Origin of the sequence: Nonomuraea thailandensis, assembly GCF_024172165.1 — a bacterium.
Lineage (GTDB): Bacteria > Actinomycetota > Actinomycetes > Streptosporangiales > Streptosporangiaceae > Nonomuraea > Nonomuraea thailandensis.
Map to the genome: position 1 here is coordinate 9207611 of NZ_JAMZEB010000002.1, position 16553 is coordinate 9224163.

Annotated in this window: 16 protein-coding genes; 6 read left to right on the top strand and 10 right to left on the bottom strand. The window is 70.1% G+C overall.

Annotation, left to right across the window (positions count from 1 at the left end):
• Nucleotides 1-2 precede the first annotated feature (2 nt).
• On the bottom strand, nucleotides 3-1163 hold the full coding sequence (locus tag HD597_RS46135; RefSeq protein WP_253752898.1) for an MFS transporter: 1161 nt from the start codon (nucleotides 1161-1163) through the stop codon (nucleotides 3-5).
• 53 nt (nucleotides 1164-1216) lie between these two features.
• Here HD597_RS46135 and HD597_RS46140 point away from each other — a divergent pair, with 53 nt between their 5' ends.
• On the top strand, nucleotides 1217-1570 hold the full coding sequence (locus HD597_RS46140) for a MerR family transcriptional regulator (RefSeq protein ID WP_253752900.1): 354 nt from the start codon (nucleotides 1217-1219) through the stop codon (nucleotides 1568-1570).
• Between the two features lie 470 nt (nucleotides 1571-2040).
• Here HD597_RS46140 and HD597_RS46145 read toward each other — a convergent pair whose 3' ends face one another.
• From HD597_RS46145 to HD597_RS46170, 6 genes are all read right to left on the bottom strand, one after another.
• Entirely contained in the window at nucleotides 2041-3186 is a 1146-nt protein-coding gene (locus tag HD597_RS46145; protein WP_253752902.1) for an acetyl-CoA C-acetyltransferase, read from the bottom strand.
• A 57-nt stretch (nucleotides 3187-3243) separates the two neighbouring features.
• On the bottom strand, nucleotides 3244-3996 hold the full coding sequence (locus HD597_RS46150; protein ID WP_253752904.1) for a hypothetical protein: 753 nt from the start codon (nucleotides 3994-3996) through the stop codon (nucleotides 3244-3246).
• Between the two features lie 23 nt (nucleotides 3997-4019).
• The gene (locus HD597_RS66205; protein WP_253752906.1) at nucleotides 4020-4781 is read right to left on the bottom strand and encodes a class F sortase; all 762 of its coding nucleotides are present in this window, start codon (nucleotides 4779-4781) and stop codon (nucleotides 4020-4022) included.
• Between the two features lie 6 nt (nucleotides 4782-4787).
• Nucleotides 4788-6002, bottom strand: coding sequence for a hypothetical protein (locus HD597_RS46160; RefSeq protein WP_253752908.1), 1215 nt, complete (start codon nucleotides 6000-6002; stop codon nucleotides 4788-4790).
• A gap of 266 nt (nucleotides 6003-6268) precedes the next feature.
• The gene (locus tag HD597_RS46165; RefSeq protein ID WP_253752910.1) at nucleotides 6269-7078 is read right to left on the bottom strand and encodes a class F sortase; all 810 of its coding nucleotides are present in this window, start codon (nucleotides 7076-7078) and stop codon (nucleotides 6269-6271) included.
• Nucleotides 7078-8460: a hypothetical protein gene (locus tag HD597_RS46170; RefSeq protein ID WP_253752912.1), complete on the bottom strand. Its 1383-nt coding sequence runs from the start codon at nucleotides 8458-8460 to the stop codon at nucleotides 7078-7080. Before HD597_RS46170 ends, HD597_RS46165 begins: the two co-directional genes overlap by 1 nt.
• A 173-nt stretch (nucleotides 8461-8633) precedes the next feature.
• On the opposite strand from HD597_RS46170, the gene HD597_RS46175 reads away from it, so the two are divergent.
• The 3 genes from HD597_RS46175 to HD597_RS46185 all read left to right on the top strand — a co-directional run bounded on the left by HD597_RS46175 (nucleotide 8634) and on the right by HD597_RS46185 (nucleotide 12199).
• A complete protein-coding gene (locus tag HD597_RS46175) occupies nucleotides 8634-9779 on the top strand; it encodes an acyl-CoA dehydrogenase family protein (RefSeq protein ID WP_253752914.1) in 1146 nt (381 codons plus the stop codon).
• 100 nt (nucleotides 9780-9879) lie between these two features.
• Nucleotides 9880-10041, top strand: coding sequence for a hypothetical protein (locus HD597_RS46180; protein WP_253752916.1), 162 nt, complete (start codon nucleotides 9880-9882; stop codon nucleotides 10039-10041).
• A gap of 166 nt (nucleotides 10042-10207) precedes the next feature.
• Entirely contained in the window at nucleotides 10208-12199 is a 1992-nt protein-coding gene (locus HD597_RS46185; RefSeq protein ID WP_253752918.1) for a PQQ-binding-like beta-propeller repeat protein, read from the top strand.
• A gap of 91 nt (nucleotides 12200-12290) precedes the next feature.
• On the opposite strand, the gene HD597_RS46190 is transcribed toward HD597_RS46185, so the two are convergent.
• A complete protein-coding gene (locus tag HD597_RS46190) occupies nucleotides 12291-13019 on the bottom strand; it encodes a dienelactone hydrolase family protein (protein WP_253752920.1) in 729 nt (242 codons plus the stop codon).
• 182 nt (nucleotides 13020-13201) lie between these two features.
• Here HD597_RS46190 and HD597_RS46195 point away from each other — a divergent pair, with 182 nt between their 5' ends.
• On the top strand, nucleotides 13202-13744 hold the full coding sequence (locus HD597_RS46195; RefSeq protein WP_253752921.1) for a GNAT family N-acetyltransferase: 543 nt from the start codon (nucleotides 13202-13204) through the stop codon (nucleotides 13742-13744).
• Nucleotides 13745-13825: 81 nt separating this feature from the next.
• Here the strand turns inward: HD597_RS46195 and HD597_RS46200 are convergent, their stop codons facing one another.
• Entirely contained in the window at nucleotides 13826-14236 is a 411-nt protein-coding gene (locus HD597_RS46200; protein ID WP_253752922.1) for a MerR family transcriptional regulator, read from the bottom strand.
• 49 nt (nucleotides 14237-14285) lie between these two features.
• Here HD597_RS46200 and HD597_RS46205 point away from each other — a divergent pair, with 49 nt between their 5' ends.
• Nucleotides 14286-15170 (top strand): NAD(P)-dependent oxidoreductase, encoded by an 885-nt coding sequence (locus tag HD597_RS46205; RefSeq protein ID WP_253752923.1) that lies wholly within the window; start codon nucleotides 14286-14288, stop codon nucleotides 15168-15170.
• 6 nt (nucleotides 15171-15176) lie between these two features.
• Here the strand turns inward: HD597_RS46205 and HD597_RS46210 are convergent, their stop codons facing one another.
• The gene (locus tag HD597_RS46210; RefSeq protein ID WP_253752924.1) at nucleotides 15177-16538 is read right to left on the bottom strand and encodes a serine/threonine-protein kinase; all 1362 of its coding nucleotides are present in this window, start codon (nucleotides 16536-16538) and stop codon (nucleotides 15177-15179) included.
• Nucleotides 16539-16553: the final 15 nt, after the last annotated feature.

The window sequence follows — 16553 nt, forward strand, 5'->3', positions numbered from 1 at the left end:
CGTCACTGGCTCACGAGCGCGGGCTCGCGGCGCGGGACGGCGGCATAGCTGATGGCCAGGGCGACGAGGCTCAGCGCGGCGGCGGCCAGCCCGAGCCACCGCAGCCCGTCCACCGCCACCAGCCCGCCACCGAGCGCCGACCCGGCCGCGATGCCGATGTTGAACGCGCACACGTTCACCGACACCGCCAGGGTGGGCGCCCGCCCGGCGTGCCGCAGCACCAGGCTCTGCAACACCGGCGTGGTGGCCGAGGTCAGCAGCCCGAACACCAGCACCGCGACCACGGCGGTCCCGGCCCACGGCACCGCGAACGGGAAGACGGCCAGCACCACGCTCAGCCCGATGAACGTGCCGCGCACGGTGGCGCCCAGCGAGCGATCCGCCAGCCGCCCCGCCACCAGCCCGCCCGCCAGGCTGCCGGCCCCGTACACGAGCAGCAGCGTCGACACCGCCGCCGTCCCGAACCCGGTGATCTCGGTGAGCGCCGGCGCGAGGTAGGTGAACACGGTCGAGGTCGCGGCCAGCCCCACGGCCGTCGTCGCGATCACCACCAGCACCCGCCGCCCGAGCACCGTTTCGACCTCGTCCCGCACGCTGGTGGCCGGGGCGTCCTGCCGGGGCAGCACGGCGGCCAGCACCGCGGTCACGGCCAGCGCCAGCACCGCCAGCACGGCGAACGGCGTCCGCCACCCCGAGTCCTCGCCCAGCAGCACTCCCAGCGGCACGCCCAGCAAGGTGGCCACCGAGAAGCCCGACCCGACGGCGGCGATGGCCGTCCCCACCCGCTGCGGCTCGACCACCCGCGTCGTCACCGTCAACGCCAGGGTCAGGAAGGCCGCGTGGCTCAACGACGCGACGACTCTCCCGACGATCAGCACCTCGTACGATCCCGCCGCCGCGCACACCGCGTTCCCGGCGGCGAACAGCAGCAGCAACCCCAGCGCCAGCCCCTTGCGCGGCAGCCGCACGGTCGCGATCGTCACCAGCGGCCCGCCGACCACCACCCCCAGCGCGTACGCCGTCACGGCCTGCCCGGCCGTTGACACGGAGACGCCGAGGTCGGCGGCCACCTGAGGCAGCAGCCCCGCGATCAGATACTCGGACGTGCCGACCACGAACACGCTCACCATGAGCACGACCGGCACCAGCAGACTCTTCTTCATGCGGGAACGCTAAAGTCTGACATGTATGTGAGAGTCAAGTCGTGGAGGTGGGGATGAGGATCGGCGAGCTCGTCCGGCGCACCGGCGTGAGCGAGCGGCTCCTGCGCTACTACGAGGAACAGGGCCTGCTCGCTCCCTCGCGCCTGCCCAGCGGCTACCGCGAGTACACCGAGACCCACGTGGAGACCGTGCGCCGCATCCGTTGCCTGCTCGCCGCCGGCCTGAGCACCTCGACGATCGCCGCCGTGCTGCCGTGCCTGGAGGCGCGCGGTGAGCGGCTGGCGCCTACCTGCCCGGACGTGGTGGGGCGGCTTCGCAGGGAACGCGACCGGATCGACCAGGCGATGCGCGACCTGAGCGAGTCGAGGCAGGCCCTGGACCTGGTCATCTCAGCCGCCCGGGTGTGAACCGGGACAGGTCACATCGCGCGGCGAGGAACGCGGGCCTGCCTGCCGGGCCGGGGAACGCGGTGGACGAGGGGCCGCCGCCCCCCGCCTGGCCCTGTCATTAATTCGGTTGCGCGGGCATCCGGCGCCCCCATAGCCTCTTGGACATGCGCCTTTACCTGTAATTCGCAAGCAAGCCCTGTTCCCCGTCCAGCCATGTGACGCGGCCCACAGCTGAGCTCGCAGAGCGGCCCTCTCGTAGGAAGCCGCGTCCCCGAATTACGTAGAGGAGCCTTGTATGTTCATCCGTGCATCCAACAAGAAGAGCCGCCCCGCCCTGCCGGTCGTGCGGCCGATGCCCAAGATGCCGCAGCGGCCCATCGCGCCGCCGCGCCGCATCCCGCCGAAGGGCCGATGAAAGCAACTACCGGGATGGGTAGTCAGGCGAGCGCCGCCCCCTTGTTACGCCCGGGGCGGCGCTCGCCGCTTTGCTACAGCCTCTCGATGATGGTGACGTTGGCCTGGCCGCCGCCCTCGCACATGGTCTGCAGGCCGTACCGGCCGCCGGTGCGCTCCAGCTCGTGCAGCAGCTTGGTCATCAGGATCGCGCCCGTGCCGCCCAGCGGGTGGCCGAGGGCGATGGCGCCGCCGTTCGGGTTGACCTTGGCCGGGTCGGCGCCGAGCTCGTGCATCCAGGCCAGCGGCACCGGCGCGAACGCCTCGTTGATCTCCACCACGTCGATCTCGTCGATCGACATGCCGGCCTTCTTCAGCGCCCGCTGCGTGGCGGGGATCGGCGCGGTCAGCATGTAGACCGGGTCGTCGCCCATGAGCGCGAGCTGGTGGATGCGGGCCCGCGGGGTCAGCCCGTGGTCACGTACGGCCTGCTCCGAGGCGATCAGCACGGCGCCGGAGCCGTCGGAGATCTGCGAGGAGGTGGCGGCGGTGATCTGCCCGCCCTCCTTCAGAGTCTTCAGGCCGGCCATCTTCTCCAGCGTCGTGTCGGCCCGGGGGCCCTCGTCGTCCTCGACGCCGTTGACGGGCTCGATCTGGTCCTTGAAGTAGCCGTTCGCGATGGCCTTGGCGGCGCGCTGGTGGGACTCGAACGCGAACTGCTCCAGCACCTCCCGCGTGTAGCCCCACTTCTCGCACATCAGCTCCGCGCCGCGGAACTGCGAGATCTCCTGCTTGCCGTACCGCTCCACCCACTTCTCGCCGAACGGGAACGGCATGCCCTTCTCCAGGGCCGCCGTGATCGAGGAGCCCATGGGCACGATGCTCATCGACTCGACGCCCCCGGCCACGACGAGGTCCTGGGTGCCGGACATGACGCCCTGAGCGGCGAAGTGGATCGACTGCTGCGAGGAACCGCACTGGCGGTCGATCGTGACGCCGGCCGTGGTCTCCGGCAGACCTGCCGACAACCAGGCATTTCTCGCGATGTCCATGCTTTGGGGGCCGAACTGCATGACGCACCCCATGATGACGTCCTCGACCGCCACGGGGTCGACGCCGGTGCGGTCGATCAGCGCCTTCAGCGTGTGAGCGGCCAGGTCAGTGGGGTGGACGGTGGAAAGGCCGCCCTTCTTCTTGCCGACCGGGGTACGGACCGCCCCGACGATGTACGCCTCTGCCACAGTGCCTCCTGGAAACCGAGCATTATTCGGTTACTAGGTGCAGGGTACAACAGAACGTCATTCGGGTGCAGGGGCCGTGGGGGGTACGGCGTCCTCCGGCTCGTCCTGGGTGGCGTCTTCGGCGGCGTCCTCGCTGGCGTCCTCGGTGGCGTCCTGCGCGGCCGGCACCAGGTCCTCCGGGGCGTCGATCCGGAAGCGCCAGCGGTCCACGGGGATGCCGTTCAGCGCCTCCGACAGCTCCAGGGCGAGCGTGCCCAGCTTCACGGGGTCGTCGCCGCGCAGCTCGATCGCGGTCAGCTCGGTCGCGAAGGGCAGCAGCTCCTGCACGGCCGGCGGCTGCCCCTTCTGCGGCACCAGCGCGGCCTTGACGTCTCCGGCCGTGAACAGGAACTCGTCGTCCTCGTCCTGCTGCAGCAGGGGCTCCAGCTCCTCGGCGGTAGGGCGTACCGGGAGGATCACCGCGGGCCCGCTCTCGGCGCTGTCATCGGCCGGATCGCTCACCTCGCCCCGGCACACCGCGAGCCCGCCCAGCCGGAACGCCAGGCCCTCGGCCAGGTAGCGGTCGAAGAAGTCGAGCGGCAGCGGCCCTTCGGCGGCCACCCGGACCGCCCACGCCTGCTCCAGCTCGCCGCCGGTCAGGTCCTTGTCCGCCTCGACGGGGGCGCACACGCGCACGTCCACGGCCACGATGTCGTCGCCGTCGCGCCTGGCGTTCGGATCCGCGAGCTGGACGAGGCGCAGCAGCTCGCCGGGGTCCGGTTTGGCGGGCAGTGCCGCCGTGGGGCCAGTACGCAGTCTCCGCTTCGCCATCCAGCCCATGCCCGCCTCCGCGCTCAGCTTCTGTAAGAGCTCGTCATCGTGGCGTACACGATGACGTTGTCCGTGTAGTGCCCGGTGGACCGATCGTAGGTGCCACCGCAGGTGATGAGGTGCAGTTGGGCGTTCTGCTGCTCCCCGTACACGCGCTGGGTCGGGAAGGTCTTCTTGTCCGCCTGCTCCACCCCGCCGACGGTGAACACCGCGGTCGTCTTGTCCTGGCGCTTGACCTCGATGGTGTCGCCGTTCTTGAGCTCCGGCAAGCGGGCGAAGACGGCGGCGCGGGTCCGGGTGTCCTTGTGCCCGAGCAGCACGGCGGGGCCCACCTCGCCCGGGGTGGACATGTTCCGGTACCAGCCGACCAGGTTGTGGTTCTCCGACGGGGGCACCTGGATCGTGCCGTCCCTCTTCAGGCCGACCGACTGGATCGGGGCGTTGATGCCCAGCCGCTTGATCACCAGCCTGATCGGCGTGGACGGCAGCATCGGAGGCGCCGGGGTGATCTGCGGCAGCGGGGGCGGCACGTTCGCCGGCGCCTGGAACCAGGCCGGCTCGGGCTGGGCGGTCTGCTTCGGCTGGGCCTGGAGGTTCAGGGTGTCCCTGCTGCTCTGCAGGCCGTACTCCTCGGGGGACTTGAGCACGATCAGCAGGCCCGCCACGACCGTCACCACGCCGGCGATCGCGGCCGTGATCAGCACCGCTCTGAGAGCGGTGCTGCCCTTGTCCTGGGACGGCGGAGGGGCGGGGGTCTGGCCGCCGTACGGATAGTAGCCCGACACGTCTCGTCAGCCCTTGATCGAACGGCGTCGCATGATCAGACCGCCGGCCGCGGCTGCTCCTACCAGGACGGTGCCGGTCAGGATGAACAGGCGGCCATCAGGGCCCATCGTCCCACCGGCACCGGTGTCCGCACCCGCCTTGGGGGTCTGCGACCTTCTGGTGGTGCTGCTGGTGGGGGTGACCGTCACCGTGGAGGTGCGGGTCGTGGTGGGGCGGGGGCTCGTGTTCGTGGGGGTGGGACTCGTCGTGGTGGGGCTCGGGCTGGTCGATCCGTTGCCGACCGTGAACGTGTACGCCTTGAGACCGGTGGTCGGGGCGGTGCACCTGAGCACGGGGCTGGTCGAGCTGGTGCCGAAGGCGAGGTCGCCGGCGGTCAGCGACACGGTGCCCGTGGTCGTCGGCTTGACCTTGATCGTGATGCTGGGGAGGGTCGTGATGTCCGCGCCCGGCTGGATGGTGGTCGTGAACGAGCCTTCACCGGTCGCGGTGGCGGGGGCTCCGGCGCCGGTCGCCTTGATCGTCGCGAAGAGCTTCGCGCCCGTGGCCGGCCAGGCTGCAGGAGCAACTAGTCCGTCGCCCGTGGTCTGGATGGTGCCGGTCCAGGTGATCGAGGCGTCGGCGTTGGCCGAGGCGCTGGTGGGGGGCGTCATGACGACCTTGATGTCCACGTCCGCCTCGGACGGGTAGTTCGTGTCGGTGGTGCCGGTGGGGACGTCACAGACGTAGGCGACGACGTCGTCATTGGTGCCACCACCGCCACCCGCCTGAACCGTCATGGAGAGGCCGGTCGCGGGCGTCGCTGACTTGTAGGTGCACTCAGTGACACTCTGCTGACCGCCACTAGGCGTTGCGGTGATCTTAAGACCCTTGGTGGTGTTCGCGGTCCCAGGCGTGATGGTGACCGGACCACCGGTGGCCGGTGCCGTCACCGTGGCCTCCATGGTGGCAGGCGACGGCGTGTAAGCCGTGCCGCCTGCGGTCATCGTGCCAGTGTGGGTCTTCGTCAGCGCAGCGGGCGTGCCACCTCCGCCGACTGTGAGGCTGCCGTCGATCAGGATCTGAGTATTCGCTGCAAGCGATGACGTCGCCGTGAGGGTCGTAGGCAAGGTCCACTTGATGGAAGCAGTTCCGCTGGGCGCCACGGTGTCGGGCGCCGTGATCGTGACCTTGACGCCAGTGGCCGCGAAGGAACCACCCGTGCAGTCATAGGTGACTTCCATCGTCTTGTCCACAGCGGCCTGAGCCGGAGATGACCAAGTAAGGACCGCGCACGCAAAGAAGACCAGCGTGCTCGCAAGCCCCATCGCGGACGTCTTACGGGCGAGGCGGCGCCCCGCCTGGGACATAAGCACGGGTCCTTCTCCGTTTCAAAGCCAGCTCAACAGTCGTGCCAGAATTCCAGCCGTTGGTCACGGTTAGGTTGAGATCCTACGAACTGTCCCTGTCAACTTCCCGTAAACCGCCAAATCCGCCCCAACTTTCCCCCTCAGCCCTTCTTCTTCGACAACGTTGCGTACACAACAATGTTGTCCGTGTAGTGGTGAGTCGCCTTGTTATAGACCCCACCGCAAGTGATGAGCCTGAGCTGGGAGTTGCTGGTGTTGCCATACACCCGCTTGGTCGGGAACGAGTTCTTGCTCGCCTGCTCGATCCCGCTGACCGTGAACCGGGTGACCTTCCCGTCCGACCGATACACGTAGATCTGGTCACCCTTGGCCAGCTCCCGCAGCCGATCGAAGACCGCGGCCCCCGACCGGGTGCTCACGTGGCCGTTGATGACGGCCGGGCCGGTCTCCCCGGGCACGGGTGAGCCCTTGTACCAGCCCGTCTGGTTGGGCTTGCTCAGGGGCGGCGTGCCGAGCACGCCCTTCTTGTTGACCGTGACCGAGCCGATCGGCGAGTTCACCTTGATCTTGGGGATCTTGATGCGGATCGGCCTGGGCGCGGTCTTGCCGACCTTGGGCTTGGCCTTGGGGATCGCCGGCACGACGGGAACGGCCGCCAGCGGGGGCGGGGCGTCCAGGCGGGCCGGGGTCAGGGGGACGTTCTTGCCGCCCGGACCGACCGTCGGCGGCAGGATGAACGCGCCCGCGTTCGACATCTCGACCGTGGACGGCGCGCCCTGGGGCGCAGCGAGCGGCACTCCCGAGCCCGAGCCGTCGTCCACCGGGGGCGCCAGCGAGAGCAGGCTCACCATGACCAGGCCGATGCCGCCGAGCGAGCCGGCGATGAGCAGCCCGGGCAACGCCCGGTGCATCGGCGACCTCTGCTGCTCGGCCATCTTCTCCTCGGCCATCACTGCGCTCCTCCCGCGTGCGCGGCCTTGCGGCGGCGAAGCAGCAGCCCGCCGCCTGCGGTGCTCATCACCAACGCCATGCCACTGGCCATGAGGCCGAACGGGGGCCTCTCCTCATCGGGGGCGACGCCGGTGTCCACGCCGCCGCTCGGGGTGTTGGCCACCTGGGCGCGGTAGTACTTGGTCGCGGTGGGGCCGGTGCTCTTCGGAGTGACCGTTGCGGTCGCGGTGGCGGTGCCGGACGGCGTGACCACCTGGACGAAGTCACCGCCGATGGTGGCGTGGGAGTCGACGTCGTTGTCGTCCGGGTCCGGGTCGGGATCGTTGGGGTCGGGGTCGTTCGGATCCGGGTCGTTCGGGTCGTCTGTGGGCGGGTCCGTTGGGTCGTCCGTCGGTGTCTGCGTGCCGGTGCCCGTGGGCGAACTGCCAGGAACGACCACGTCGATGGCGCCCGGGCTCCCGAGCATGGTGCAGGTCGCCTTGTCATACTCCGGCGGCTCGGGGATGTCACCAGTGATCACCTGGAAGGCGTCCAGGTAGGCGACCTTGCCCTCGGTGTTGACGATCTGGATGGTGTGCGGCCCATAGGACCGCTGTGGCGACGTCCAGAGAACCTCTTGGCTCTTGGTGCCCGTCATGTCGTTGCCGCTGGTGTCCTTACCTGGCTCGACAAACTCGGGAGTAGCTGGCTCGCCGTCGATCAACACCTGGATTTTGCTGAGGTTCTGCTCACGCCGGCCGATGTAGGCGACCTTCGTGCCTATGAACTCGAACGAGGCCTTCGCGTGCAGTCCGTCGGTCTTCTGAATGTCGCTGAGGTAGTCGCTGTACGTCGGCGCCGTGTACACCTGGTTCCACGTGCCTTCGTACTGGATCCTGGGGTCGTTACCGTTGATCTTCACGTCACCTTCGGCAGGCGTGAACTTGAGGTTCAGCCCGCCCGGCCTGAAGCGGATCGTCCCCGCCCGGTCGAGCGCCGCACCGTCGGACAGCCCTTCGGGAAGCTCCAGATAATCCCCAGGGACAAGCTGCTGCTGGGTCTTGCCACCCCGCGGCTTGAGCTGGCCGTTCCAGGCGCCGCTGATGTCCACGACACCTTCGAGATGCAGTGACGACCCTGCGGGGAAGAAGCCCGGCGAGCCGAAGCGCTGCAAGTCGTCGGTGTAGGAGATGTCCCAGCGGACGTCCATGCGCCCCGCCTGGACCTGGGGCGTCATCCGCGCTTCCAGCTCCACGCCGCTGCCCGCCACACCACCCGTGCAGCGATAATTGATCACGAGCGAGGTTGCAGCCTGGCTGGGAATCGAGGACGTCACGACTAAACCAGCAGTTGCCGCCATGCCCAAGGATGCGGCGATGAACGCCTTGTGCCACCGACTCACGGAGACTCCGATCCCCCACATACCAGACCGAGGGTAGATCCTAGAGTCGAAACACCCGCAACACATGCCGAAACCCGCTACTTCCGGCACTTGTGATGAACCCGTGTCCCCAGCCGCCCACCACGGGTATACCTTCCGGTAACAGAATCCTATTCTGCAAGCGGAGGCGACTGATGCAGCGTGACCTCTTCGACGACGAGCACCTCCTCTTCCAGGAGACCGTGCGCGACTTCATGGCCCGCGAGGTCGCCCCGTACCACCCCCAGTGGGAGAAGGACGGGATCGTCCCGCGCGAGGCCTGGAAGAAGGCCGGTGAGCTGGGCATGTTCGGCTTCTCGGTGCCCGAGGAGTACGGCGGCGCGGGCGTCAAGGACTTCCGCTTCAACGCCGTGATCGTCGAGGAGATCATGCGGAACGGCGCCAGCGGCCTCGGCTTCTCGCTGCACAACGACGTCATGGCCCCGTACGTGGTGGACCTCACCGACGACGAGCAGAAGCAGCGCTGGCTGCCCGGCTTCGCGTCCGGCGAGCTGATCACCGCGATCGCGATGAGCGAGCCCGGCGCCGGAAGCGACCTGCAGGGCATCAGGACCACCGCGATCCGGGAGGGCGACCACTACGTCCTCAACGGCCAGAAGACGTTCATCACGAACGGCATCAACGCCGACCTCGTGGTCGTCGTGGCCAAGACGGACCCGGAGGCGGGCGCCAGGGGCACCACGCTGGTCGTGGTGGAGCGCGGCATGGAGGGCTTCGCCCGCGGGCGCAACCTGGACAAGGTCGGCATGAAGGCGCAGGACACGGCCGAGCTGTTCTTCGACAACGTACGCGTGCCCGTCGCCAACCGCCTCGGCTCCAAGGACGGCGAGGGCTTCTTCCAGCTCATGCACAACCTGCCGCAGGAGCGCCTGTCGATCGCCGTGGCGGCGGTGGCCGCGGCCGAGGCGGTGCTGGAGCAGACCGTCGAGTACTGCAAGACCCGCCAGGCCTTCGGCCGCAACATCGGCTCGTTCCAGAACACCCGCTTCGTCCTGGCGGAGCTGGCCACCGAGACCGACATCGCCCGCCACTACGTCGACAAGTGCATCCTCGCCCTCAACGCCGGCGAGCTCACCGCCGTGGACGCCGCCAAGGCCAAGTGGTGGACGACCGAGCTGCAGACCAAGGTGATCGACCGCTGCCTGCAGCTCCACGGCGGGTACGGCTACATGACCGAGTACCCCGTGGCCAAGGCGTGGCTCGACAGCCGCGTCCAGACGATCTACGGCGGCACCACCGAGATCATGAAGGAGATCATCGGCAGGTCCTTCGGCTTCTGACCTGTTCGAAGTTCTTCTCTGACCGGTTCTGAGCTCGGTCTCTGACCGGTTCTGATTCGTCACCGCGCAGCAGGCGGGATCGGGCCGCATACTGGACAACATGGACGGCGGCCTGATCCTCCTGATTTTTCTGGCCTTGCTGTTCGCCTGGCTGCTCAACCGCGTACGCCGGGCGATCCGCCTGGGGCCGATCGGTTATGCCGGCGTGGTGATCGTGTTCGTCATCGTCATGCTGCTGCTCTGGGGCCAGACCAAGATCTAGCGCCAAAGGTCCGCCCTGCACGCCCGCGTCGCGCAGCGACTCCGCGTTCCGCGCCGCCGACAAGCCGACGGGCGTCCCGACGACGGCCGGTGTTGACGTGCCATGCTCACATGATTACGGTCTGGACCAAAACTAGGCAGCTTTGAACATCCTGGAGGTGCGGCCCGTGCCGCGAACCTGTCTTGCGCTGCTCATGGTCCTGTCCGCCTTGTCGATACCGGCCTGGTCGACTGCTGCCGCCGCACAGGCGACGGCCGCGCCGAGCTGCGACACCCCGGCCGTCACCACGTACGGCCCCGCTTCCGTCACAGGCGCGATCGTCGGCGCTGCCGTGCACGAGGGCCACGCGTACGTCGTCTCGCGCGGGCCGAAGCCTCCAGTCGTGGCCGAGATCGACCTGGCCACCCGCAAGGTGACCCGTACCGCGACCCTGCCGGACGGCCCCAAGGCGGGCGAGCCGGAAGGCGGCTGGGCCACCGCCGTCGCCGGCGGCAAGCTGTACGTCGGCACCTACCCCGTACCCGACCTGTACAGCTACGACCTGGCCACGGGCCAGGTGGCGCACCTGCACTCCTTCGGCGCGAACGGCGGCTTCGTCTGGAGCATGGCCGCCGCACCGGACGGCGCCCTCTACCTCGGCACCTCCTCCGACGGCCGGCTGTGGGAGTACGTCCCCTCGACGGGCGCGGTCCGCAGGTACGGCGTGCTGGTCCAGGGCGAGCACTACGTCAGGGCGGTCGCCGTCGACGAGACCACCGCCTACGTCGGCCTGCTGGAGAAGGCCAAGCTGATGGCCGTCGACCGGGTCAGCGGCGCGGTCAGGGAGCTGGCCCAGGGGCCACAGGCCGTCGGCACGGTCTCCCTCCACGGCGACCGCGTGCTCGCGGCGAGCGGGAGCACGCTGATCGACGTGCGCAAGGACGGCACGGACCGGCGGCAGTTCGAGGCCGGGGTGGGCGTCATCGACGCGTTCGAGGTGGCCCCCGACGGCACGGTCTACCTCACCTCGCGCCCCGACGGCGCCGTCTACAGCTACCGCACCGGGCAGGACGCGGTGACCAAGGTCGCCGACCCGCCTTCGCCGGGCGAGGAGACCCGGGCGCTGAAGCTGGACGGGCAGCGGCTCATCGGCTTCGCCGGCAGCGGCGGCATGTGGTGGCTGGACCTGCCGAGCAGGACCTCCGAGTTCGTGGACCTCATCGACGCGGGCTTCCCGGCCGGCGCGGAGCGGACCCAGAGCATGCTGCTGGTGCCGAACCGGGCCCTGTACATCGGCGGCCACTTCGCCGTGGAGGTGCGTGACCTGCGCACCGGCCAGGAACGCAGGATCCGCGTGGTCGGCGAGCCGAAGGCCATGGTGCGGCGGGGGAACAAGATCTACGCCGCGCTGTATCCGAGCGGCCAGATCGTCTCCATCGACGTCCACACCGACGAGGTACGCGGCCTCGGCTACATCGGCCACGACCAGTCGCGGCCGTGGGACATCGAGCACGACCCCGTCACCGACACCATCCTGGTGGCCTCCGCCCCGACCGGCGCGAAGCTGCAGGGCGCCCTGACGGTGCTCGACCCCGACACCGGGAAGATGGACGTCTACCCGAACGTCATCCCCGACCAGAGCCTGATGAGCCTGAGCGTCGACCCCGCGCGCGGCCTCGTCTACCTCGGCGGCGACGTGCTCGGCGGAGGCGGCACGCCGCCGACCAGGACGACGGCCTCGATCGCCGCCTTCGACCTGGAGCAGCGCAAGGTGGTCCGGCAGTTCGATCCGCTTCCCGGCCACCGCACCTTCCAGGACCTCAAGGTCCACGAAGGGCTGCTGTACGCGGTGTACAAGCGCGTGCTGGGCGCCTGGATCGCCCTGGACCCCGCCACCGGAACCATCAGGCATCAGGGCCTGCTGTCGGGACACGGCGAGCTGCAGGTCCACAAGGGCCGGGTGTTCACCTCCACCTTCTTCGGCGGCGGCAACGCCTACGAGCTCGGATCGGAGGCCAAGCTGCTGGCGACCGGGCTGGGCGACGAGTGGCACACCAATCCGCACCTGCAGTTCGAGCCGGGCTCCTTCGACGCCTGGACGATCGTCGGCCGGGACCTGGCGAAGGTGCGGCTCGACCCGAGCTGCCCGCCTGTGACGATCCCGGAGGCACAAGGCTAGTTTCGGCCTGCACCGAAAATTCGCCAGCCCGCGCACCGCGCCGGACCGGAACGACCTCCGGCCCGGCGCGCCGGGGCTCCGCGATCTCGTGTCAGCTCAGCTGCCGGGTGAAGAACCTCAGCGAGTCGTCCTCTTCGAACGACGGCACCTCCCCGTGCCTGCCGGGATTGGCGTGCAGCGTCTTGTGCGCCGAGGCCAGAGCGTCGAACAAGGCCAGGCTCTGGTCCCGCGGCACCAGCTGGTCGTCCCACTGGACCAGGAACCGCACCGGCACGGTGATGCGCGCGGCGTCCTCGGCCAGCCCGTGCACGCCGAGCAGGCCCAGCACCGCGGCCCGGATCCGGGGCTCCGCGGCGATGAGCGGGATGCCCAGCCCGCAGCCCATCGACAGGCCGCAGTAGCCCACCGGGCCGGCGCCGACACGGTCGAGGCGCTGGACCGCGCTCAGCACCGCCTGCCAGTCGGCGACGGCCTGACCGGCCAGATGGCCGTGCATGCCGGCGACCAGCGCGCCGGGATTCCGGCCGGCGGCCATGCCGGCCCGCATCTCGGCCGCGATCCGGCCGAACTCCTCGTCCTGGGGCCGGTCGCCGTGGCCGGGCGCGTCGATCGCGAGGACCGCGAAACCCTCGGCGGCGTAGCGACGCGCCCGAGACACGTTGGCGGGGGCCGCCTTGTGCTGCCCGCCGCCGTGACCCAGCAGGATCAGCGGACGGGTACCGCAGGCGCCTTCCGGCGTCCACAGCACGCCGGGGATCTCGTCGAGGGTGAAGAACTGCTCGGTGACGCCGTCCGACGACGTCTGGGAAGTGAAGCGCATCAGCGTTTCAGGCCTTTCGGGATGCCTTGCGCGGGCGCTCCCTAGGCCATGCAAAGGAGGGAGCCCCGACCTGTCACAGCGTTGATCGGACTCACCTCCTCGAACTCGCAGCACCGCACGGCGACGCCGAAAGTATCACAAGGGGTTTGCCGACGGTCGGCCCGGTCGGCTAGGAATCTCGCATGCTAAAGGGCAGCAAGGTCGGGCTCAGGGCCCGGCACGAGGACGACCTCCCGGTCCTGCAGGCCGAGCTCTACGACGACGTGGTCACCCACTCACGCGCCCAGGCCAGCCCATGGCGCCCGATCACGCCCGGCTCCCAGGAGTCGCTGGTCATGGTGGACGACAAGGCGCAGGGGCACGTCGTGTTCTCCGTGGTGGAACTGGACGGCGGCGCGCTGGTCGGCACCGCGACGCTGTGGGGCATCGACACCCACAACCGGTCGGCGCACATCGGGCTGGGGCTGCGGCCGTCCGCCCGCGGCAAGGGTTACGGCACCGACGTGGTGGCGGTGATGTGCCATTACGGGTTCGTCGTGCGCGGCCTGCACCGGCTGCAGATCGAGACGTTGGCGGACAACACCGCGATGTTGCGCTCCGCCGAGCGGAACGGGTTCGTGCGCGAGGGGGTGCTGAGGTCCTCGGCGTGGGTGATGGGCGAGTTCCTGGACGAGGTGCTGCTCGGGCTCCTCGCCCAGGATTACAAGGCGGACTCGAAGGGCTGAGTCGCCGCCCCGCGATCGGGTGCGCCCAGGTCCCCCGCCGGCGGGCCCGTGGCCGGGAAGGCAGACCTGCGGGCGCCGTCGCTACGGCACGGGGACGGGCTCCAGGCCGGCGTGCTCGAAGGGCGGGTAGCTGTCGCGGCCCGTCTGCTCGGCCGCCTCGATGTAGCCGGCCAGGGCGCTGCGGGACTGGGCGAGCCGCGTCATCTGGTCGTCGAGCCGCCGCAGCCGGGTCCGCATCGCCGCCAGCAGCTCGGGACATCCGAACAGCTCCGGGGCCTCCCCCACCGCGCAGGGCAGCAGGTACGCGATGTCCTCCGACGACAGGCCCGCGCCCAGCAGGTGCCGGATCTGCTTGACCCGCAGCACCGCGCCCTCGTCGTACTCCCGGTAACCGTTCGAGCCGCGCTCCGCCTCCAGCAGGCCCTGGGCCTCGTAGTAGCGCAACTGGTGGGCGTGCACGCCCGTCCGACGGCTCAGTTCCCCGATTCGCATCGAAACCTCACTTGACCTTCAGACCGGTCTCAACGTTGACGATGTTGCCATGAACGACAGAACCGCTACACCTGTGACCGTCATCGGGCTCGGGCTGATGGGCCAGGCCCTCGCCGCCGCCTTCCTCAAGGCCGGGCATCCCACGACCGTCTGGAACCGTACGACGTCCAGGGCCGACCAGCTGGTGGCCGGGGGCGCACGATTGGCGCCGACGGTCGGCGACGCCCTCCAGGCGAGCCCCTTGACGATCATCTGCGTCACCGACTACGAGGCCGTGCACGAGTTGCTGGGCGCGAGCGACGGCACGCTGGAGGGCACGACGCTGATCAACCTGACCTCGGGCACCTCCGCCCAGGCCAGGCAGGCCGCCCAGCGGGCCGCCGGGCGCGGCGCGCGTTACCTGGACGGCGCCATCATGGCCATCCCGCAGACCATCGGTACCGACGAGGCGGTGATCCTGCACAGCGGGCCGCGGGCCGACCTCGAGCCGTACGAGCAGACCCTCGGCGTGCTCGGCACCATCACCTACCTCGGCGCGGACCCGGGCCTGGCGTCCCTGTACGACGCGGCCGGCCTGGCCATGATGTGGAGCGTCCTGAACGCCTGGCTCCAGGGCACCGCGCTGCTCAGGACGGCCGGGGTGGACGCGGCGACCTTCGCGCCGTTCGCGCGGGAGATCGCCACCGGGGTGGCCGGATGGCTGCCGGGCTATGCCGAGCAGGTCGACGGCGGCTCCTTCCCCGCCGAGGTGTCGGCCCTGGAGACGGACGCGCGGGCGATGGCGCACCTGGTCGAGGAGAGCGAGGCGGCCGGGGTCAACGCCGAGCTGCCGAAGCTGATCAAGGCGATGGCCGACCGGGCGATCGCGGCGGGGCACGGTGGGGAGCAGTATCCCGTCCTGATCGAGGAGTTCGTCACCCCCCGCTCCGGCTGACCCGCGTCAGCGGAGGGCGGACCAGCTCCGGAGGGTGTCCGGCCCTTCGAGCACCGTGTCCTCGTAGGCGACGTCCGTGACGCGGATCTTCATGTACTGCGTTCCGGAGAACACCCAGTAGTCGTTCCGCACGCCCGGCACGGGCAGCACCGCGTCGAGGCCCTGTCTGAACGCGCCGACCCTGTCGAACGTGCCGGGCCACCCGTCGAGCCGTGACGGCCCGTAGGTGACCTGGCCGCCGGGGCCTTCGCCCTCCAGGGTGGTCCGCACGTACCGGTCACCGGAGAACACCCAGTACTGCTCGGGGTCGTCCGGGACCGGCATCACGGCGTCGATGCGGGTCGGGCGCGCGGGAGCCGTGGAACTCGGTGCCGCAGAACTCGGGGGGACGGAACTCGGTGGCGCGGGGCTCGCCGTCCCGGTGGCGGCGGCCGTGGCGCCGTCCGTCGAACGGCTCGTCAGCGCGACCGTGGTGGCGGCGACGCCCAGCAGGACGGCGACGGCGATGCCCGCCAGGCCGATGAGGCGGCGGCCGCGCGGAGCGGGCGAGGGCATCGGGAGGTCGTAGGCGGTCGCGTCCGTGCCGGCGAGGGGCCGCACCATCGCGCTCGCCTCCGCGACGGACGGCCGGGCGGCCGGGTCCTTGCGCAGCAGCGCTTCGAGCACCGGCCGCAGCGGCCCCGCGGCGGGCGGAAGCTCCGGCTCGGCACGGGCGATGGCGTGCAGCACGCCGGCCGCCTCCGGCCGCGCGAACGGGGAGCGGCCCAGCAGCACGCACAGGGTGACGCCGAGCGAGAACAGATCGCTGGCCGGCCCCACGGCCCCGCCGTTCAGCCGCTCGGGAGCGATGTACTCGTACGACCCCACGACCGCGCCGGTCTCGGTGAGCGGGCCGGCCCCGGTCAGCGCCGCGATGCCGAAGTCGCACAGGACCACCCTGCCGTCGCGGCGCACCAGCACGTTGGCCGGCTTGACGTCGCGGTGCAGCGCGCCGGCCGCGTGCACGGCCTCCAGGGCGGACAGCAGCTGCAGGCCGACCCCCGCCACGTCGGACGGGCTCATCGGACCGGCGGCGGCGACCCGGTCCTTCAGCGAGGGCCCGTCCACGAACTCCATCACCAGCCACAGCCGCTCGTCCTCGATCACGAGGTCGTGGACGTTGACGACGTTCGGGTGGGAGATCCGGGCGATGGCGTGCGCCTCCCGGTGCGCCCGGGCCGCCCGGTCGGCGCGGGCCTTGCCCGTCGCCTGGAGGTGCATCTCCTTCACGGCGACCGTACGGCCCAGGAGCTGATCGGTGGCCCGCCACACGGTGCCCATGCCCCCGCTGCCGAGCCTGTCGAGCAGCACGTACCGATCAGAAGGCACTCGTGACCCCGCCTA